Source organism: Rhodococcus sp. PvP016 (assembly GCF_017832185.1).
In the GTDB taxonomy this organism is placed as follows: domain Bacteria; phylum Actinomycetota; class Actinomycetes; order Mycobacteriales; family Mycobacteriaceae; genus Rhodococcoides.
This window is the reverse complement of the sequence record NZ_JAFIBH010000001.1, coordinates 1,494,956-1,516,339: the sequence shown is the minus strand read 5'-3', so window position 1 is coordinate 1,516,339 and position 21,384 is coordinate 1,494,956. Positions and strand designations below refer to the sequence as shown.

Here is a 21,384-nt window from a genome sequence, read left to right as displayed (position 1 = left end):
GCCTTTGCTGGTCTACCAGCCCTCCGCGACCGATCGCAGGTGCAGAGTGAGCCGTTCCACGAACCGACCGATCGCCCCGTGATCGGCACCCGCGGCGAACTGCAGCTGCGCGAAAAGTGCAGCGCCGTGGTCGGATTCGCTCTCGTGCACGCTCAACGTCAGGTCGGCCCACGGTCGACCCACGGGCACCGGCAGGAGCGCCGCGCCCACGTCGCCGAGGTCCGCGACATGGTGATGCACCACCAGGAACTGTGGACGGCACATCTCGGGCACACCCGCGCCCTCGACGATGTCGACGTACGAGGGTCCGGAACGACTCAGGGCCGCGACGGTCTCCGCCTGCACCCGACGAGCCACCGTCGCCAGATCCGATCCCGTTCGCGTCCGGATCGGCACGACGTCGGCGAAGGCACCCACCATGGCATGCGTGCTCTCGTCGTCGCGTCCGGCGACCATCGTGGCGATCGCCAGGTCCTCACCGGCACCGAGGTCGGTGAGAGCCAGCGCGAAGGCGGCGTGCAGAACCGACACGAGACCCGCACCCTCGATGCTGCGCAGCGCTCGCAGCACGTCGACATCGATGTCGACCGCGACGGCGTCGGACCCCGACTCCCCCAGCGCGACCGGCAGGGTCACTCGACCCGGCACACCATCCAGTGCCACGCGCCAGGCGGTGATCGACTCCGCCGCGGCGACCCGGCGCTCGACGGCCCAGCGCGCGACATCGCTGTATCGCAGCGGTAGCGGCGCGAACTCCCGCGCCTCGACACCGGAGCACGCCTGCGCGGCGTGCATCAGATCGGTGAGCAACGGGACGACCGACCACTCGTCCACGGCCCAGTAGTGCATGACCAGGAGAACTAGTCGTTCTCCGGTTTCTTTCTCCAACAGCACTATTCGGAGACCGGGCCGCTGTGTGAGATCCAGGGTTTCCTGTGCGATCTCGTAGGCGCGGCGGCGGATGTCGTCCGCCCCGACGTCGACGGTCTCGAGCGCCACCGGATCGCCGAGGGCGGACCCCTCCCCCGGCACCAGAACCGAGTGCAGCGGTTCGTGCCGCTCCGCGACATCGCCGACCGCGGCGGCGAGCACCGCCGCGTCCAGGCCGGGCAGCTCGAGCACCAGTGCGTGGTCGGCCTGCACCACGTGCCCGTTCTGCAACCTGGTCTCCTGCATGGGACTCAGTGGCACCACGACGGGCCTGCCCGGGTGCGCGGTCAGGTGCGGTCCCGCGTGTCCGCCGCGGCCGGCGAGACGCTCCGCCAAGGCGCGGACGGTCGACGCCTCGAAGACATCGCGCACCGAGATGTCGAGGTCGAGCTCGGCGCGGACGGCCGACACCCACTGCATCGCGGCCATCGAATGACCGCCGAGAGCGAAGAAGTCGTCCTCCGTACCCAGCTCGTCCAGACCCAGAACCGCTGCGGCACTGCGCACCAGCGCGCGCTCGAGGTCGGTGGTGGGAGCGCGGCCGCCGACCACCGACGACCACTCGGGCTGCGGCAACGCGGCTCGATCCAGCTTGCCGTTGGGTGTCAACGGCAACGTCCCGTCGACCACCACGACGAGAGTGGGCACCATGTAGTCCGGCAGCACCGTCGCCGCGTGCGTCCGCACCGCGTCGCCCGTGAGATCGTCACGCCCGGTGACGTATCCGACGAGGCGGCTCACCCCGGACGACTCGTGCACGACGACGGCGGTCTGGTCGACACCGTCGAACGACGCCATCGCGGCCATGATCTCGCCCGGCTCGATCCGGAACCCCCGCACCTTGATCTGGTCGTCGACTCGGCCGAGGAAGTCCAGATTGCCGTCGGCACGCCAGCGTGCCCGGTCGCCGGTGCGGTACATCCTCCCACCGGCAGCGGCGACGTCGGGCACGAAACGATGGGCACTGAGCCCCGGCTGCCCGAGGTACCCGCGCGCCAACCCGCGGCCGGCGATGTACAGCTCCCCCGATACCCCGACCGGGACGGGCCGCAGCCGATCGTCGAGCACGTACGCCCGCTCGTTGGGGTCGGGCACACCGATGGGCACGGACGACGTCCAGCCCGGACGGGCCTGCCACAGAGTGTTGTTGACCGTCGCCTCGGTGAGTCCGTACGCCGCGAGCAGGTTCAGGTGCTCCGACCAGGCCGAGATCACCGCGGGCGGCACCGTCTCGGTACCCACGAGCACGGTGCACCCCTCGGGCAGTGCACATCCCGGCGGGAGCGCCGCCATGAGCGACGGCGGGATGATCGCGTGGGTCACCTCGTGCTCGGCGCAGAAGTCGGTGAGCTCGGGACCCGCGACACGCGCATCGTCGGGCACGATCACCAGTCGCGATCCCGTGCAGAGCGCCATGGCGAGTTCGAAGACCGCGACGTCGAAGCCGACCGACGCGAACTGCAGGACCACCGATCCGGTGGTGAGCCTCATGCGGTCCTCCGCCGTGGCCACGAGTGACGAAATGCCCTCGTGCGGCACCACGACCCCCTTGGGGCGGCCGGTCGAACCGGACGTGTAGATGACGTACGCCGCGAGCTCGAGCGAGGCGGGTCGCACGAGCTCCACACCGGTCGACGGCGGGATGTCCTCCACGAGGACGTGTTCGGCCGCCGACGGCACCTGCGCGGTGGCCGCGGCCGACGTCAGGGCGAGGGTCGCCCCCGAATCGGTGACCATGTACTCGAGTCGATCCGCAGGATGCTTCAGATCGAGCGGGAGATAGGCCGCGCCCACCGCGAGCACCGCCATGGTCGCCGCGATGGTCCACACCGACCGCGGCACCGCGACCGCGACCACGGCCTCGGGGCCGACGCCGCGCCGCTGCAACTCCGCGGCGATGTCGAGGACGTGCTCGTGCAGATCCGCGTAGGTCCACGTCGTGGTCTCGTCCACCACCGCGATCGCGTCCGGAGTGGTCTCGACCCACTGCAGGTACGAGTCGAACAGCGATTCCTCGGGCACCGCACGCGCGGTGTCGTTGAAGCGCCGGACGACGTCGTCGCGCTCGGTGGGTAGGAAGATGTCGACGTCGTCGACCACCGCCGTGGCGTCGGTCGCCAGTGCATCGAGCACCGCGAGCTGACGTGCCGTGACAGCCTCGGCGGTCGCCGCGTCGAACAGATCCTCGGCGTACTCGAGTTCGAGCACCAGGCGGTCGGAGGTGAGATCTTCGGTGTAGTTGAACACCAGGTCGAACTTCGCCGGCGTCATCAGCGCCGCGTCACCGTCACCGAGCGGACCGGTGTGGTGGCTGATCATGACCTGGAACAGCGGGTTCCGCGACATGCTGCGCTCGGGAGCGACCCGCGCGACCACCGCGTCGAACGGCACATCCGCGTGCGCGAAGGCCTCGAGGTCGACCGAGCGCGCCTCCTCGACCGCCTGCTGCAGCGTGGAGCGACCGTCGACCGTGGTGCGCAGAACCAGCGTGTTGACGAAGAACCCGACGAGCTGGTCGAGCCCCTCCTCACCGCGTCCGGCCACCGGGGCGCCGAGCACGATGTCGTCGGACCCGGTGATGCGGTGCAGGAGAACGGCGGACGCCGCGTGCAGAGTCATGAAGACACTGGCGTCGAGACTCCGCGCGAGTGTCCGCAGGCCCCGTACGGTCTCGGGATCGACGGTGCGACGCACCACCGATCCGCGGTGACTCGGCCGCGGCGGACGCGGCCGGTCGGTCGCGAGTTCGATCTCGTCGGGAGCGCCGGCCAGCGCGGACTGCCAATAGGCGAGCTGGCGCCCCGCGAGTGACTCCGGATCCGCGACGTCGCCGAGCAGGTCGGCCTGCCACAGCGTGTAGTCCGCGTACTGCACGGGCAGCGGAGGTCGGACATCTCTGTCACCGGACAGTCGCGCGGCGTAGGCCGCCATCAGGTCGGCCAGCAGCGGCCGGTCCGACCACTCGTCGGTCGTGATGTGGTGCAGGACGAGCACGACGACGCACGAGGTGTCCTCGTTCCGGATCAGCGCCGCACGGATCGGAATCTCCCGGCGCAGATCGAACGGCCGCGCCGTCATCTCGGCGACCACGGCGGCGGCATCGCCCTCGTGCACCGAGAACTCGGGCGAAACGTCGGTCAGGACATGCTGCGCCAGAACACCGTCCGCATCGCCGAAGACGGTGCGGAGCGACTCGTGGCGTTCGACGACGTCGGCGAGGGCGAGACGGAACGCATCCTCGTCCAGCTGCTCGGGGAGCGGCAGCACGATCGGGAAGTTGTAGGCGGCCGAGTCCGGATCCAGCTGGTGCAGCAGCCAGAGCCGTTGCTGCGCAGCCGACATGGGCACGATGTCCGGTCGGTCGTACCGACGCAGAGCCGGCCGCGCGTCGTCGCCTCGCGATCCGACGAGTGCGGCGAGACCCGCCACGGTGGGCGCGGCGAACAGATCCCGCACACTCAGCTCGGTGCCGAGTGCGGTCCGTGCACGGCCGATGACGCGAGTCGCCAGGAGCGAATGGCCACCGAGATCGAAGAAGTCGTCGTGAATCCCGGTGCCGCTGCGGCCGAGCACGTCGTCGAACACGCTGCACAGCACGCGTTCGACCTCGGTCCGCGGCGGCACGGCGTCGACGACACTGTCGTCCGGCGCCAGCAGTGCGGCCACGTCGAGCTTGCCGTTGACGGTCATCGGGAAGGACGAGACGAGCACGACGGTGGGCACCATGTAGTCCGGCAGGACCACGGCGCAGGCCGCCCGCACCGACTCGGCATCCGCGTCGGTGTCGACGTACGCGATCAACCGGGCCAGCCCGCCCGGCCCGGTCGAGGTGACGACCGCGGCGCGGCGGACGCCGGCCACCGACGACACGACCGAGGCGACCTCACCGAGTTCCACTCGGTGACCGCGGATCTTGACCTGATCGTCGGTGCGGCCGAGATAATCGATCAGTCCCGTTCCGACACGGCGACGCACGAGGTCACCTGTGCGGTACATGCGCTCCCCCGTCCCGAACGGGTCGGCGACGAAGCGGTCCGCCGTGAGGCCGACGCGTCCCGCGTAGCCACGGGCGAGTCCGGCTCCGGCGATGTACAACTCGCCGGCCACGCCGTCCGGCACGGGCCGCAGCCAGCCGTCCAGCACGTGCGCCTCGGTGGCGCGGATCGGCAGCCCGACCGTCGGCGTCTCGCTCTCGTCGGTACCCGCGCCGAGGGTGTTGATCGTGTACTCCGTGGGGCCGTACAGGTTGTAGCCGAGCACGCCGTCGGTGGATCGCAGTGCGGACCACACGTCGTCGCCGACGGCTTCACCGCCCAACAGGACGAGCGCTGGTCGATGCCCCTGGAGCAGGCCCGTGTCGAGGAGAAGCGACGCGTACGTGGGAGTCACGTTGATGACGTCGATGCTCTCCTCGTCGATGTAGCGGACCAGGGCATCGGCGTCGCGGCGCAGCACCTCGTCGGCGACGTGCACCTCGTGACCCTCGACGAGCCACAGGAGTTCTTCCCACGACATGTCGAACGCGAACGACACCGTGTGCGCGATCCGCAACGTCCGTCCGTGTGACGCATCCACCACCGGGTCGAAGATGGCGGACCGGTGATTCAACTGCATGTTGGTCAGTCCGCGGTACGGCGTGACGACGCCCTTGGGCGTCCCGGTCGACCCGGAGGTGTAGATGACGTAGGCCGGGTGATCGAGCCGATGCGGCGTACCGGGCGCGAACGCCCCCAGTTCGGTTGCAGTGAGCGGTGACTCGTCCTCGAACGGTTCGAGCACGACGACACCGTCGCGTCCACTCAGTCGGCGACGGACCTGCTCCGTGGTCAGGGTGCACAGCGGACGAGCGTCGTCGAGCAGAGCGTGGATGCGCGCATCGGGATGATCGAGTTCGAGGGGCAGATAGGCGGCGCCGGTGCGCAACACGGCGAACAGCGCGACCACCATGTCGAGACTGCGGGGCAACGCGAGAGCCACGACGGTCTCCGGTCCCGCACCGCGGCCCAGCAGGACGCGCGCCAGACCCTCGACCCGGCCGGCCAACTCGGCGTAGGTGAGGTGCTCGGACCCGGCGACGAGCGCGATCGCGTCGAGGTTCTCTCGCGCTGTGCGGAGCAGCATCTCGGTCACGGTGAGATCGGGAACCTCGTCGACCTGCCGTTCGAGGCGTGGCAGCGCCGGAAGGACAGAGCGCGACCCCTCGGTCGCGAATCCGGCCACCAGGCGGGTGAACTCGTCGGCGATCAGGTCGACGCGCTCGACGTCGATCGCCTCCGGCCGGTACTCGACCGTCACCGCGACGGAAGCACCGGGCGTGACGACGACGGTGAGCGGATAGTTCGTGTGATCGATGCTGTCGGTGCCGGCGACACCGTGCGCCGCGTTCAAGGACGCCGCCGAGTCCTCGGAGACGAAGTTCTGCACCACGCACAGCGTGTCGAACAAAGTGCGGTGCGGCGACACCTCGATGATCTCGGCGAGACCGAGGTGATCGAACTCCATCGCCTCCACGCGGTTGCCCTGGACACGGCGGACCAGGGCGTCGACGCTCTCCCGAGGGTCGAGCACGGTACGGACGGGCACCGTCGACAGGAACATGCCGGGTGCGGTGTCGAGTCCCTCGACCTCGGGCGGCCGTCCCGCGACCGTGATGCCGAAGACGACGTCGGTGCGGCCGGTGGCCGACGAGATCGCCAGTGCCAGAGCGGCGGTGACCACGGCGTTGAGCGTGACACCACGCTGACGGGTGGCGGCGACGAGCGCGGCCGTCGTCTGCGCGTCGAGCTCGTCGCGTCGACGTAGCGGGATGCCCACCGGCGGCGCAGCGCGGTGCGCCACCAGCGTCGGCTCGTCGAGGCCGGCCATCGCCGTTGCCCACGCGGTGCGGGCGGCGACGCGGTCGCGCTCCGCGAGCCACGTCAGGTACCGCTCGAACGCGGTGTCGGACGGGGCGGGCAGCTCCGGATTCTCGTAGTGGGCGAGCAACTCTCCCACCACCACGCCGTTGGACCAGCCGTCCCAGACGAGGAACTGTCGGTTGATCACCAGGCGGTCGCGCTCACCGGCGAGATGCAGGACCAGCACCCGCCACAGCGGCGGTGTCGACAGGTCGAACGGGGTGTCGCGGTCCTCCTGCATCCACCGCTCGGCCTCGTCGTCGTCTCCGGCGTGTGCCTCGCGCACGGGCACCTCGCACGACGACGACACGACCTGCACCGGCACACCGGTCGCCGTCTGCGTGAACCCCGCGCGCAGCTGCGGGTGGCGGCGCTGCAGCCCGGCGAGGGCGCTGCGCAGGCGATCGAGATCGAGGCGGTGATCGAAGTCCAGTGCGAACTGCGCCGTGTAGATGTCGCGCTCCCCCGCGGACAGGCTCTCGAAGAGCAGCCCCTCCTGCAGAGGAGTCAGCGGCCACACGGTCTCGACGGATCCCTGTGCGGTCAAGGCCGTCAGCTCGTCGGGAGTGACGTCGACGAGGGGGACGTCCGACGGCGTGAGGATCGGCGGTCCGTCGTGGGTGCGGGCGGCCTCTGCGAGATCACCGAGAGCCGTGCGGAACTCGTCGGTCAACGAGTCGATCGACTCGTACGACAGGTGCGCGGACGACCAGGCGAACTGGGCCGAGAGGGTCGGCTGTGCACCGTCGGTGACGTGCGCGTTGATCACCAGCCGGTAGGGACCGCCCATGTCGGCATCAGGATCGGTACGCACGGTCTCCGGAGCCCTGTCGAACGGGGCCGACCCGGCGGCCGGCACCCGGCCCAGGTAGTTCAGCAGGATCTGCGACTGCTCGCCGTGTGCGAGAAGGGCTGCGGTGCGGGCGTTCCCGTAGCGCAGGAGCCCATAGCCGAGGCCGCCGTCGGGTGCCGCGCGCAGGGCCTCCTTCGTCTCCGCGAGCACGGTGACGGGATCGGTTCCCGGCCGCAGCCGGACCGGCGCGATGGACGTGAACCACCCTGTGGTGCGCGAGAGATCCGCCGTGTCCGACCGACCGTGGCGCTCGAGGTCGACCAGCACATCGTGGTCGACGGACCACCGGGTGAGGGCGAGCCGGAGCGCTGCGGCGACGACGTCGGTGACATCGCCGCGCACGAGAGCGGGCACACTGCCGAGCACGTCGACGGTGACCTCGGACGACACCTCGACGGTGCGGACGTCGCCCTGGCCGACGACGGCGTGGTCGGGGTCTCCCGGTGTCTGCGGGAAGACCGGAGGTCGGCCGGTGGGTTGCGGGAAGACCGGAGGTCGGCCGGTGGGAAGCGCGCCGCCCGGAGCGGTGACGGCGATCCAGTGGTCCAGTTCCGCGAGACGAGCCGGGCTGTGAGCACTCTCGTCGAGCAGACGGCCGTACTCGCGCAGCGAGGTCCGCACGCGGTCCAGCGTCGGGGTCTGGCCGCTGTCGTGCGCGATCCACGCCAGTGCGAGGTCCTCGACGAGGATGCCCCACGACACCCCGTCGACGACGAGGTGATGCGCGACGAGGAGGAGTCGGCCGGGCGCGGAGCCACGGTCGAACCACACGACCTGGAGCACGGCGCCGGCCTCGGGAGCCAGACGGTCGGTGGCGGCATCGGATTCGCGTGCGACGAGGTCCGCGAACGCCGACTCGTCGAGATCGACCGCGTGGACGCGGTGCACGGTGACCGAGGCCTCGGGCCGCACCGCGGTGGTCCAGACACCGCGGCAGTGGCGGGTCAGGACGAGGCGCAGGCTGTCGTGGTGGTGGACCAGAGCGTCGACGGTGCGCTGCGGAGTGGTCTCCTCGGCCGGAGCCGGAACCACCAGCAGCAGTGACTGGTTGAAGCGATCGGTATGACCGGACCACTCGGACAGTCGGTGCACCACGGGGAGCGGGCGCACCTCCCCGACACCGGACTCCGCGACCGTGGTGGCCTGCGGAGCCTCGACACGTGCGACCTCCGCGAGCGCACGCGGGGTGCGCTTCTCGAAGACGTCGCGGGCGCTGATCTCGAGACCACTGCCCCGAGCCAGGTTGACGAGCCGGATGGCCAGGATGCTGTCGCCGCCGCGGGCGAAGAAGTCGTCGTCCTCTCCTACCGCCGCACCACCGAGAACGGTGTGGAAGTGGGTGCACAGCAGCGCGACCGGCCCGGATCCCGCATCGGTGGTGGTCGGAGTGTCCGCATGCACGGCGGCCAGCAGCGCTGCGCGGTCGAGCTTGCCGCTGGGGCCGGTCGGCAGATCACTCACCACGGACAGCGTCGTCGGCACCATGTGCTCGGGCAGACGGTCGGCCAGGTACGACCGCAGTGCGGCCTCGTCCACCGACCCCACCACGAACGCCGCGATCTGCGCGGTCCCGCGGTCGGTGCGCACCACCGTCGCGGCCCGGTCGACGGACGGATGCGACCGCAACGCCGCGTCTATCTCGCCGAGCTCGATACGGAAGCCCCGCACCTTGACCTGGGTGTCGGCGCGACCGAGGTAGTCCAACACCCCGTCGCGCCACCGCACGATGTCGCCGGTCCGGTAGAGCCTCTCCCCGTCCGGCCCGGCGACGAACCTGGTGGAGGTGAGACCGGGGCGGCGGAGATACCCGCGCGCCAGCTGCGGACCCGCCAGATACAGCTCGCCCGGCACGTCCGCTCCCACCGGCGACAGCCACCCGTCGAGTACGCGGAACCCGACGGCGGGCAGCGGAGATCCGATGGGCACCGCGTCGCCGGGGTGGTTCTGCACCCCTTGCGCTGCGGTGACGTCGACTGCCGCCTCGGTCGGACCGTAGAGGTTGTCCAGGCGCACGTGTGGGAGCAGTTCGCCGACGCGGCGTGCGGACTCCGCGGACAATGCCTCACCGCTGCAGACGATCACGCGCAGCGACGTGCACGTCGCGACCTCCGGATCGGTGAGGAACGCGTCGAGCATCGAGGGGACGAAGTGCACCCAGGTGACCTGCTGCGCGCGAATCACCTCGACGAGACGGGCGGTGTCGCGGTGCGCATCCGGGTCCGCGAGCACGAGCGTCGCTCCGGAGACCAAGGGTCCGAAGAACTCGCTGACCGAGACGTCGAAACTGGAGGGCGTCTTCTGGAGCACCCGGGTGCCCACGGCGAGCGGAGTGTGGTCGCGCATCCACTCGAGGCGGGGCACGATGGCGCTGTGCGGCACCACCACTCCCTTGGGACGGCCGGTGGACCCCGAGGTGTAGATGACGTACGCGGCATCGGCCGGGGCGGGCTCGGGGGCTGCCGTCGGCTCGGCCTCGAACGGTGCGAGATCGCCGTCGATCAGCACGGCGGGCTGCGCATCCTCGATCATGAAGGCCAGACGCTCGGCCGGGTACCCCGGATCGAGCGGCAGGTACGCCGCTCCCGACCGGACGACCGCCAGCAGTGCGACGACCAGATTGATCGAGCGCGGAAGTGCCACCGCCACCACCGATCCCGGACCGGCGCCACGCTCGCACAGGCCGGCGGCGACCCGCTCGGCGCGTGAGTGCAGCTCGGTATAGGTGAGGGACTCCTGGCCGTGGACGAGGGCGATGCCGTCCGGGGTGGCCCGGCGCTGTGCCTCGAGGAGGTCCAGCAAGGTGGGCGAACTGTGGGACGCGGGCGCGTCGACGACCGCCGGACGGTCCGTCGCCGTCACCGCGGACACGAGGGTGTCGGCCGGTGCGGTCGCGACGGCGACGACGGTGTCCAGCATCGACTGCGCCGTCGCTACCGAGACCAGCGCCGCGTCGTACTTCAGCTCCAGCGTCATCCGATCGCCGGGAATCACCATGAGCGTCAACGGGTACGGCGAGTTCTCCTCCACCCGGATGCCCGTCAACGCGATGGTGCCGGACGGATCGGCGATGGCGGTGTCGCCCAACGGGTAGTTCTCGATGACCACCAGCGAGTCGAACAACGAGTCCACGCCCGCGACACGACGCAATGTCGGCACGCCGACATGGTGGTGATCGAGCAGATCGGCCTGCTCCTGCTGCCAGCGCTGCACCGCGGAGGCGACGGTGTCGTCCGCCCGCAGTCGCAGTCGCGCCGGAATGGTGTCGATGAAGAGCCCCACCATCGACTCGATGCCCGGAACCGGTGCCGACCGTCCGGACACCGTCGACCCGAACACGACGTCGCGTCGACCGGTGGCGCGTGCGAGAGCGAGACCCCAGGCTCCGTGCAGCAGAGAACCCTGTGTCACCGCCGCATCGCGCGCACGTCCCGAGACCACGGCGGTGTCGTCGGAGGTGAGGTCGATCCGTACGGATGCGGTACCGCTGCCGGCGGCGCCGAACGCCGGGACGGGTACCGACTCGCGGACACCCTCGAGTGCGGCTCCCCAGACTCGCGCCGACGCGTCGACGTCGCGCTCGGCGAGGTGGCGAACCCACGACGCCGGCGCGGTGACCGCCGGAAGCGCCGGGGTGGCCCCGTAGTGAGCGAGCATCTCGCGCAGCATGATCGGGATCGACCACCCGTCCGCGACGATGTGATGGATCGACTGCACGAGGGACGAGCGGGTCTCGTCGTGGCGGACGAGGGTGTAGCGCACCAGCGGCGCGGTGCCCAGATCCATGCCGGCACGGGCGTGCTCGGCCAGCACCTCGTCGACGGTGCCGTCGGACACGGTGAACGGGACATCGACGGTGCGGTGCACCACCTGGACCACGCGCCCGTCGGCGAGGGGTCGGAAGCTGGTGCGCAGCGATGCGTGTCGCGCCACCACGTGCTCGAGAGCGGTGCGGAGGACGTCGCTGTCGACGGGTCCGCTGATCTCGACCACCTGCCCCACGACGTACGGGTCCGCACGACGACCGGCCTCCGGCCTACCCGCGTCCCCGAAGGTGCTGTGGAAGTAGATGCCGTCCTGCACCGCGGTGAGAGGCAGCACGTCCTCGACGTCGTCCGGGAGCGCCGCGACGTCGTCCGCGCCGAGGGCAGCGAGCGGGAAGTCGGCGGGCGTGCGGCGAGCGCTCGACGCAGAACCGGCAACGCGATCGAGCGCGGCGGTCCACGCGTCGACGATGCTGTCGTCCACCACACCGGGCACCCAGCGCACGGTCGAGACGAGCTGGCCCCCGGTCTCGATCACGTCGATCGTCACCGCGTGTGCCGCAGATCGATCAGGGTCGGAGCCGCCGGTGACGGACACCCCCGCCTCGGTACTGCGGCCGAGGTAATTGAGCAGGACGCTCGGCGCCGCGGCCTCGGCCAGAGCGGGCTCGTGGCGCAGGTACCGCAACGCGCCGTACCCGACGCCCGACGCGGGCGCCGAGCGCAGCGAGTCCCGGATCTGCAGCAGGACATCGGCGTCCGAGCCCGGACCGGTCGGCAGCGCGACGGGGCGCACGGTGGTGAACCACCCGACGGTGCGGGTCAGGTCGACCGCGGGAGCCTCGACGGCCTCGACGTCGCGGCCGTGTCCCTCCACGTCCACGACGACCGACGGCGCCGAGTACCCGTCCCACGACGCGAGGGTGCGGGCGAGGGCTGCGAGGAGCACCTCGGTGGGCCCGGTCCGGTACGCGGCGGCGACGTCGGTCAGCAGAGCCGCCGTGACGTCGGCGGGGGTGGTGACCGTGCGCGTCGCCGACAGTCGGTCGGCCTCCGTGAGAGATCGGGCGCCGACGGTACCGCTCGAGGTCGCCAGAACCTCACGCCACCAGGGAAGTTCCTGATCGAAGCGCCCTGCCTGAGCGGCGTCCGCGACCAGGCTCGCCCAGCGGCGGATCGACGTGGTGACCGGTGGCAGCGTGGGCGTGCGGCCCTCGCTCAACGCACCCAGTGCTGTCAGCAGATCCCCGAGCAGGATGCGCCACGAGACCCCGTCGACGACGAGATGGTGCACCGACAGGATCAGCGTGTCGGCCTCGAGGGACACGGCCACCATGCCGCCCGGTCGCGTCGGGTCGAGACGAGCCACGGTCTCCGCGACGGAACCCGTGCCGAACTCGGGGGACACGGCGTCGGCCGGCACGGTCAGACCCTCGCTCCACACGGCACGCAGCGCCGGGTGGTGGGCGACGACGAGCTCGACGGCGGCACGCACGAGTGCGGGATCGGCGCCCGGAGGCAGGGCGACGGAGGCGGTCTGGTGGAACGCGGCGCCGATGCCGCCCTGGTCGAGCGTCCGCGCGACGATGGGGGTGGCCACCACCTCGCCCACGGGATCGTCGTCGACTGTCACCAGGTCGGCCGGAGCCGCGCCGGCGATCGCCTCGGCGGTACGCAGGGTGAAGACGTCGCGCGGGCCGATCGCCAGCCCCCGTTCGCGGGCCTGCGCGACCACCGTGATCGCCACGATGCTGTCGCCGCCCAGGGCGAAGAAGTCGTCCGTGACGCCCACACTCTCCACACCGAGCGCCGACGCCATCACCTCGCACAGCACGCGCTCCCGCTCCGTCCGCGGGGCCACGGCGTCGCCGCGCACCTGCTCCGGATCGGGCAGTGCCCGCCGATCGACCTTGCCGTTCGCGGTGGTGGGGAAGGCATCGAGCACCACGTAGGTGGACGGCACCATGTACTCGGGGAGGACGTGAGCACAGTGGGTGCGCAGCATGTCGGGTGTCAGCGTCGCCCCGTCCGGCACGACCCAGGCGGCGAGAAACGCTGCGCCAGCCGCGGTCCGGCGCACGTCGACGGCGGCGCGTCGCACGCCGGGGCACGAGCCGAGCGCGGCCTCCACCTCCTCGAGCTCGAGACGCATGCCGCGGATCTTCACCTGGTTGTCCACCCGGCCGAGGAAGTCGAGGGTGCCGTCCTCCGCCCAGCGTGCGCGGTCGCCGGTGCGGTACAGCCGGGCGCCGGCGGGGCCGAACGGGTCGGCCACGAAACGCGACGCGGTCATGTCCGGTGCGCCGACGTAGCCACGGCCGAGGAGGAATCCGCCCGCGTAGAGCTCTCCCCCGACGCCGACCGGCACCGGTCGCAGCAGCGAATCGAGCACGTAGAGGCGCGTGTTCGGGTTCGGGCGGCCGATCGACGTGGCGATGCGAGGAGCGTCACCCGTGTAGATCACGTGGGAGACCCCGATGGTGGCCTCCGCGGGCCCGTACCCGTGATACAGCGTGGTGCCGAGCTGAGAGCGGAAGCGCGCGAACAGCTCCGGGGTCAGCACCTCACCGCCGCACCACACGTGCCGCAGGCCGGACAGCGATCCGTCGGTGTCGAGGGCCAGCAGTGCGTCGAGCATGGACGACACCAGGTAGACGAAGGTGACGTGGCGTCGCGAGATCACCTCGAGCAGGTAGAGGCCGTCCCGCTCGCCTCCCGGTTCGGCGATCACGAGTGTGCCGCCCGACAGCAACGGGAGCAGGATCTCGTTCACCGAGATGTCGAAGGACAACGGCGCCTTGAACAACGAGGCGTCACCCGGTCCGAAACCGAGCACCCGATCGCGTTGCCACACCATGCGAGCACAGATGGCCTCGTGGCGGATCATGGCGCCCTTGGGCGTCCCGGTGCTGCCGGAGGTGAAGATGACGTAGGCGAGCTGTGAGCCGTGCACCACGACGTCCGGCGAGGACGTCGGCCGGTCGCCGAACTGCCAGTCGTCGAGATCGACCGTCCACCGGCCCTTCTCGTCGCCCGCACCCGTGAGAACGACGCGGGTGTCCGCATCACGCTGCACCCGCTCGCGGCGATCCGCGGGCCAGTCCGGATCGAGCGGAACGAACGCGCCGCCCGCCACCATCGCGGCCAGCACTCCCACGACCATCTCGATCGAGCGTGGCATCGACACGGCCACGACACCCTCACGGGGCAGGCCCGCGTCGACAAGCGCATGAGCCAGCTGATGCACCCGCTGCGAGAGCTCGGTGAACGTGAGCGCCCGCTCGCCGAGCACCACGGCCACCGCATCGGGAGTGGCGGCGACCTGAGCCTCGAACAGAGCGGGCACCGACGTCGACACGGACGGTTCCGCGGTGTCGTTGAAGGTGTGCAGCAGCCGATCGAGATCGGGCTCCGACATCGTCGACAGGGAGGACAGTGCCCGATCCGGCTGCGCGAGAACCTGATCGAGCACCCACTCGAAGCGGTCCCGGTGGCCGATCAGCGCGTCGTGAGCACCGGGGCGCGAGCGCAGGTCGAAGACCAGAGGCTCGTCGTCCCGGCCGCCGGTGACGGTGACGTCGAGATCACGCACCGGCCCGGTCTCGAGGCTGTGCATGTGCGCCGGCGAGCCGCCGATGTCGATGCCGTGCTCCACCATCAGAACGTTGATGCCGGGTCCGTGCACCATGCGGTCGCCCGAGTCCCGCAGCTCCCGGGCGATGTCCTCACCGCGGAAACGCCCGTGCCGGACCGCGCCGATCGACGCCCGCTGCAGTTCCCGCGCGACGTCGGCCACCGTCATCGACGGCGAGAGTCGCAGCCGCACGGGAAGGATCGTCGACGCCATGAACGGCGTCGTCCGCGCACGACGGCCCACGCGGGCCGTCGACGGCAGCGAGACGACGAGGTCGTGACGCCCGGTGACCGCGGACAGGTACGCGATCCACACCGCCGGCGCGAGGCGGGTGCGTCGGACGTCCTCCGTCTCGGCGAAGGCGTACAGCGGTGCGAGGCGATCGATCGGTACCGAGACCCGCTCGGTGACCGCGGACCCCGTGTCGGGCACGTCGGGCAGCAGCACCGGCGGCTCGGGGGCGTCGGCCATCTGCTCGAGCCAGTAGTAGCGGTCGCGGCGGAAACCCTCGGACGCGCGGTACTCCGCATCCGCGACCACCAGCGGCTCGAGAGCCCACGCGGATTCGGTTGGACGACCGGCCTCCGGCCTGCCCGCGGGTGCCACTCCCCGCTCAGGATCCGCATAGCGCGCGCGGACCTCGTTGAAGATGATCGACATGCCGAAGCCGTCGACGATGCCGTGGTGATAGCGCTGGTACCAGAGCACGTGCTCGTCCCCGAGGCGCAGGAGCGCCGTCGCGAACAGGTCGCGGGCGCCGCTGGTGTCCGCCGACGCGATGTCGGCCGCGATCCAGGCCTTCGCCTCGGCCATCGGGTCGGCAGCCGTGCGTAGGTCGACGACGCCGACCGACCACTCGTCGTCGCTGCGGTACTGCACGGGCTCGGGACCGGAGAAGTCGAATCGCATGTGCAGTGCGTCCGCATCGGCGATGACCGACCGGATGACCTCGCACGCGCGGTCGAGGTCGAGGGGGCCGGTGATCTCGACGAGCAGCGAGATGACGAAGTCGGTGCGGTCACCCAGCAGGTGCTGCGCGGTCCAGACCTCCGTCTGAGCAGCGGTCAACGGCAGCACAGCGGTGGTGACGACAGATCCCCGAGACATGAACGTAGGCTAACCTAACGCTCATCCGGCGTTACTCGCGGAGGAACGTGAGAATCGCGTGGTTGACCTCGTCGGGCTTCTCCAGGTATCCGTAGTGCCCCGCGTCGGCGATCTCGACGTAGCGTCCACCCGGAACCAGGTCGGCCACCTCGCGCGACAGGTAGGCGGGAATCATCCGGTCGTCGGCGAAGCCCATCGCCAGGCACGGCACCGTGATGTCGCGGTAGGCGGACCGGCGGTCGAACGATTCGTCCAGCGCGAGCTGGGCACGCTGGCCCGGAGTCAGCGGCTGCACGGAGAACTCGAACAGGTCGAGCCAGTCGCGTGCCTTCGCGGGGTCGGCCAGCGACGCGGGAGACAGGTTCAGGGCCGCCGTCACCGCGGCCGCGTACTTCGGCGGCACTGTCGCCGAGCTGTCCGCCAGCTCGCGCTCGCCGGCGCCGAGCACCTTCTGAAACTCGTCGAGCCGGGCGTGACCGGCTGCGAAGATTGCCCGCGACACCAGGTCGGGCCTGGTCAAGGCCAGTTCCTGCGCCACGCGCGCACCCATCGAGGTGCCCACGACGGCTGCTTTCTCGTCGGGGCCGGACCGCAGGTACTCGATGAGCGCCGCGGTGTCGGCCACCAGATCGTCCATCGTCATGCCGCCCGCGCACTCGTCGGTCGGGGCGATGCCGCGGTTGTCGAATGTGCACACCCGGAATCCCGCGGCCGTCAGCGCCGGCACCTGATGCAGTTGCCACACCCGGCCGGGGCTGCCCGTCCCCATGACCATGACGACGAGCGGACCCTTGCCCGTCACGGTGTAGTTGAGGCGAATGCCGTTGATGGTGCCGATGGGCATGCGGGTGTCCTTCTTCCGATACGACAGCTGTTCGGGGCAGACGCTACCGGTCACGGAGCGCGTCCGGTTTTGCCGGGAACGAGCGCGAACTCGTAGAGTTCAGGTACGCGAGTGCGCCCCACCGGGCTGCACCACCACATCGTTCGACCCCAGGGAGACCCGCATGGCCACCGAGCCCGCCGAGACCGACATCGCCGACGAAGAGATCGAGACCCTGTCCGACGAGACCGCCCGCATGGCGCGTCGCGTCGTCGCCGCCTACGCGACGGATGCCGACGAGTGCCGCATGCTGCTGTCCATGCTGGGGATCAACCCGCCCGTCCGCGCCTGAGTGCCGCTCGCTCCTGCACTCCGATTGGCGTTCGACGAGTGGGGTAAACACGTGCTGACACCGTCGTGGCAGGCTGCCGGCCTCGCCGCACGCCCCCACGTCCAGACAGAGGATCAGCAGTGAGCGCATCAGGTTCGGACTTCGTCGTCGTCGCCAACAGGTTGCCTGTCGACCTCGACACGGCGCCCGACGGTTCCCGAGTCTGGAAGCGCAGCCCGGGTGGCCTCGTCACCGCGCTCGAGCCGATCCTGCGGAGCAACAACGGCGCCTGGGTCGGATGGGCCGGTGTCCCCGACGTCGACGTCGAGCCGTTCGAGGACGACGGCCTCGAGCTGGTTCCCGTCCCGCTCTCGCAGCAGGAGGTCGCCGACTACTACGAGGGCTTCTCCAACGCCACCCTGTGGCCCCTCTATCACGACGTCATCGTCCGGCCCGTCTACGACCGGAGTTGGTGGGACGCCTACGTCGAGGTGAATCGACGCTTCGCCGAGGCCACGTCCAAGGCGGCCGCCGAGAACGCCACCGTCTGGATCCAGGACTACCAGCTTCAACTGGTGCCGAAGATGCTGCGCATGCTGCGCCCCGATCTGACGATCGGCTTCTTCCTGCACATCCCGTTCCCGCCCGTCGAGCTGTTCATGCAGATGCCGTGGCGCACCGAGATCGTCGAGGGCCTGCTCGGCGCGGATCTCATCGGCTTCCATCTGCCGGGCGGCGCGCAGAACTTCCTCTACCTCGCACGGCGTCTCGCCGGCCAGCCGACCTCGCGCGGCAACATCGGCGTCCGCTCCAAACTCGGTGTGGTGCAGGTGGGTTTCCGCTCCGTGCGCGTGGGCGCCTTCCCCATCTCCATCGACTCGGGCGATCTCGACGAGAAGTCGCGGCGTAAGCCGGTGCGCGATCGTGCGCGGGAGATGCGCGAAGAGCTGGGCAATCCGAAGACGATCATGCTGGGCGTCGACCGCCTGGACTACACCAAGGGCATCGACGTCCGCCTCGAGGCGTTCCTGGAACTGCTGACCGAGGGCCGGGTGGATCCCGAGGACGTCGTGATGATCCAGCTGGCCACACCGAGCCGCGAGCGCGTCGAGAGCTACAAGCAGATGCGCGGCGAGATCGAGGGCATGGTCGGGCGCATCAACGGCGAGTTCAGCCGTGTCGGACATCCGGTGGTGCACTACCTGCACCGCCCCATTCCGCGCGAGGAGCTCATCGCCTACTACGTGGCCGCCGACGTCATGCTGGTGACGCCGATCCGCGACGGCATGAACCTCGTCGCCAAGGAGTACGTGGCGTGCCGCAGCGACCTGGGCGGTTCCCTCGTGCTCAGCGAGTTCACCGGCGCCGCAGCCGAACTGCGCCAGGCGTACCAGTGCAACCCGCACGATCTGAACAGCGTCAAGGACGCGATGATGGCCGCGATCGAGCAGACGCCGGAATCGGGCCGACGCCACATTCGGGCGATGCGGCGCCAGGTGCTCGCGCACGACGTCGACCGCTGGGCCCGCTCGTTCCTGGCGGCGCTGGGGCGCACCGGTGACGAGGAGCCCAACCAGATGATCTCCAACCGGGACATCGGTCAGGCGACGATGTGATGCGCGAAGACCGGTGACCGTGGTCGAAGCGCAAGTGGTGCAGTGCCATCGGCTGCGCCGTGACCTCTTGGTCGTCCGCCTCGTCGGTGAGCTCGTTCCGTTCGCTGCGGGACAGTCCGTCGCCGTGACGGTGCCCACCTCGCCGCACCTGCCTCGTCGGTACTCCCCCGCGCTTCCGCCGTCGCGAGACGGCAAGTACGAGTTTCATATTCGCGAGGTACCGGCAGGCTGGGTCAGCCCCAGCATCGTCCGGGAGACCCGCGAGGGCGACATCTGGACTCTCGACGACCCGGCGGGCGACCTCCGCGTCGACGACACCGACGACGACGTCGTGATGGTCGCGGGCGGGACGGGTCTCGCACCGATGCGCGCACTGCTGCTGGGCCTGGCACGTCGGCCACGGCCCCCGCGGGTGCGCCTCTACGTGGGCGGCAGGCACCCCCGCGATCTCTACGCCGCCGACATGCTGTCCCTGATGGCGCGATCGGCCCCGTGGCTCACGGTGATTCCCGTCGTGGACGAGCCCGTCGACCCGCCCTACCGCGACGAGTTCTTCGATGCGGCCGACGCCGTGCGGCTGCAGACGGCACCCGACTCCGGCTTCGCGCCCCACGAGTATCTCGTCGGCCGCGTCGGCGAGGTGGTGGCGCGTCGCGGGCCGTACCTGGCGCAGCGCGTGCTGGTGTGCGGATCACCGGCGATGTCGAGTTTCACGACGCGCGCACTGGTGACGACGGGAACCCCGGCGGAGAACATCCGCACGGGGTGACCGTCAGGTCTGCTTCGGGTTGCGCGGCGTCCACACGACGAGCGCGTTACTGCGTTGCACCGGAACGAGATCGCGTCGGTAGCCGGCATGAACCTTGGCCAGCTCGGTCGCCATCTCGGTGACTCGGGCCTGCAGCGCCTCCACCTGATTGGTGAGTTCGATGATCCGCTTGATGCCCGCGAGATTGACGCCCTCGTCCTGCGAGAGGCGCTGCACCTCACGGAGCAGCGCGACGTCGCGCGGCGAGTATCGTCGTCCACCGCCGGTGGTGCGGAACGGCGTCACCAGTCCGAGGCGGTCGTAGGTGCGCAGCGTCTGGGCGTGCATGCCGGCGAGTTCGGCGGCGACGGAGATGACGAAGATCCGGGCATCGGGGTCCGCGCCTGCGTCCCGCGCATCCTGCGGATCGCTGGGCGTCCGAGTCATCTCAACTCTCCTCTCGCGTCAGAACCGTCAGGCTCCGGGCCACCCGGAGCGTGGATCGAAACCACTCGCCTTCTCCGCCGCAGCGTAGGCCTCGAGGGCATCGCGGGCCGCGTCGTCCAACTCGGACGGCACGGCGACCTTCACCGTGACCAACAGATCACCGATCTTCGACTTCTTGGGAATGCCGCGGCCCTTCACCCGGAAGGTGCGGCCGTCGACCGTGCCCGCCGGAACCTTCAGACCCACTCGGCCGTCGAGCGTCGGCACCGACAGCGTGGTGCCCAGCACCAACTCGCTGTACGCGACGGGAACCGTGAGTGTGAGATCGTCACCCGTGCGGCCGAACACGGCGTCGCTCTTCACGTGCACCGTCACCAGCAGATCGCCGGCAGCTGCGCCGCGCAGGCCGGCCTCGCCTCGCCCGGCCACCCGGACACGTTGCCCGTCACTGACACCGGCGGGAACGCGCACGGTCACCGACCGGGTGCGGTTCTGCACGCCGGTGCCGCGGCAGTCGGTGCACGGATCGTCGATGATCGATCCGGTGCCCCGGCAGTCGTCGCACGGCTCGCTGAAACCGAATGCGCCCTGGTTGCGGCTGACCACACCGGCACCGTTGCATCGCGGGCAGACCCGCGGGCTCGTGCCGGGCTTCGCGCCGCTGCCGTGGCAGGTGGTGCAGGACGACGGGCTCGTGATGGACAGCGGGACAGACGTTCCCACCGCCGCGTCACGGAAGTCGAGCGTCACGTCGGCCGCGAGATCACTCCCGCGCCGAGGACGTGACGACGCAGCCTGGGTACGACCCCCGGCCGCGCCGCGGTTGAACAACCCGCCGAACAGATCCCCGAGATCGGCTCCGCCACCGGCACCGCCGAAGAGGTCACCCACATCGAACCCGCCGGCCGTGCCCCCGCCGCCGAAGTTGGTTCCGCCGCCCGGCGAGAATCCGCCGCGTCCGAAACCGCCACTGGCGAACAGTGATCGGGCCTCGTCGTACTCCTTGCGCTTCGCGGGATCCGAGAGCACCGCATTGGCCTCGCTGACCGCCTTGAAGCGCTCCTCCGCCTTCGCATCCCCCGGGTTGGAGTCCGGATGGTTGTCGCGCGCAAGCTTGCGGTAGGCCTTCTTGATCTCGTCCTGCGACGCGGAGGAGGAGACGCCCAGCTCCTTGTAGAAGTCCTTCTCGATCCACTCCCGTTGGCTCACCGGTCGCCTCCTCCTCTCACATCACATC

7 protein-coding genes are annotated in these 21,384 nt (G+C 70.3%); 3 read left to right on the top strand and 4 right to left on the bottom strand.

Going from position 1 to position 21,384, the window contains the following annotated elements; genetic code table 11:
• Positions 1 to 12: 12 nt before the first annotated feature.
• Both JOE30_RS07000 and JOE30_RS06995 read right to left on the bottom strand, forming a co-directional pair.
• Positions 13 to 16,182: a non-ribosomal peptide synthetase gene (locus tag JOE30_RS07000; protein ID WP_204869953.1), complete on the bottom strand. Its 16,170-nt coding sequence runs from the start codon at positions 16,180 to 16,182 to the stop codon at positions 13 to 15.
• Between the two features lie 31 nt (positions 16,183 to 16,213).
• Positions 16,214 to 17,026, bottom strand: coding sequence for an alpha/beta fold hydrolase (locus JOE30_RS06995; RefSeq protein WP_204869952.1), 813 nt, complete (start codon positions 17,024 to 17,026; stop codon positions 16,214 to 16,216).
• A gap of 163 nt (positions 17,027 to 17,189) precedes the next feature.
• Between JOE30_RS06995 and JOE30_RS06990 the strand changes: the two genes are divergently transcribed.
• The 3 genes from JOE30_RS06990 (at position 17,190) to JOE30_RS06980 (ending at position 19,721) form a co-directional block, all read left to right on the top strand.
• The gene (locus tag JOE30_RS06990) at positions 17,190 to 17,357 is read left to right on the top strand and encodes a hypothetical protein (protein ID WP_200933864.1); all 168 of its coding nucleotides are present in this window, start codon (positions 17,190 to 17,192) and stop codon (positions 17,355 to 17,357) included.
• Between the two features lie 119 nt (positions 17,358 to 17,476).
• Positions 17,477 to 18,952 (top strand): trehalose-6-phosphate synthase, encoded by a 1,476-nt coding sequence (locus JOE30_RS06985; protein WP_204869951.1) that lies wholly within the window; start codon positions 17,477 to 17,479, stop codon positions 18,950 to 18,952.
• 13 nt (positions 18,953 to 18,965) lie between these two features.
• The gene (locus JOE30_RS06980; RefSeq protein WP_204869950.1) at positions 18,966 to 19,721 is read left to right on the top strand and encodes an FAD-binding oxidoreductase; all 756 of its coding nucleotides are present in this window, start codon (positions 18,966 to 18,968) and stop codon (positions 19,719 to 19,721) included.
• Between the two features lie 3 nt (positions 19,722 to 19,724).
• On the opposite strand, the gene JOE30_RS06975 is transcribed toward JOE30_RS06980, so the two are convergent.
• A complete protein-coding gene (locus JOE30_RS06975; protein WP_027506925.1) occupies positions 19,725 to 20,147 on the bottom strand; it encodes a heat shock protein transcriptional repressor HspR in 423 nt (140 codons plus the stop codon).
• A gap of 27 nt (positions 20,148 to 20,174) precedes the next feature.
• Positions 20,175 to 21,356: a molecular chaperone DnaJ gene (gene dnaJ / locus JOE30_RS06970; protein ID WP_204869949.1), complete on the bottom strand. Its 1,182-nt coding sequence runs from the start codon at positions 21,354 to 21,356 to the stop codon at positions 20,175 to 20,177.
• Positions 21,357 to 21,384: the final 28 nt, after the last annotated feature.

What these genes read in the sequence shown, in the direction of transcription:
- JOE30_RS06975 (WP_027506925.1), bottom strand. Translation starts at nt 20,147, where the DNA reads ATGACTCGGACGCCCAGCGATCCGCAGGATGCGCGGGACGCAGGCGCG.
- JOE30_RS06990 (WP_200933864.1), top strand. Translation starts at nt 17,190, where the DNA reads ATGGCCACCGAGCCCGCCGAGACCGACATCGCCGACGAAGAGATCGAG.
- JOE30_RS06995 (WP_204869952.1), bottom strand. Translation starts at nt 17,026, where the DNA reads ATGCCCATCGGCACCATCAACGGCATTCGCCTCAACTACACCGTGACG.
- JOE30_RS07000 (WP_204869953.1), bottom strand. Translation starts at nt 16,182, where the DNA reads ATGTCTCGGGGATCTGTCGTCACCACCGCTGTGCTGCCGTTGACCGCT.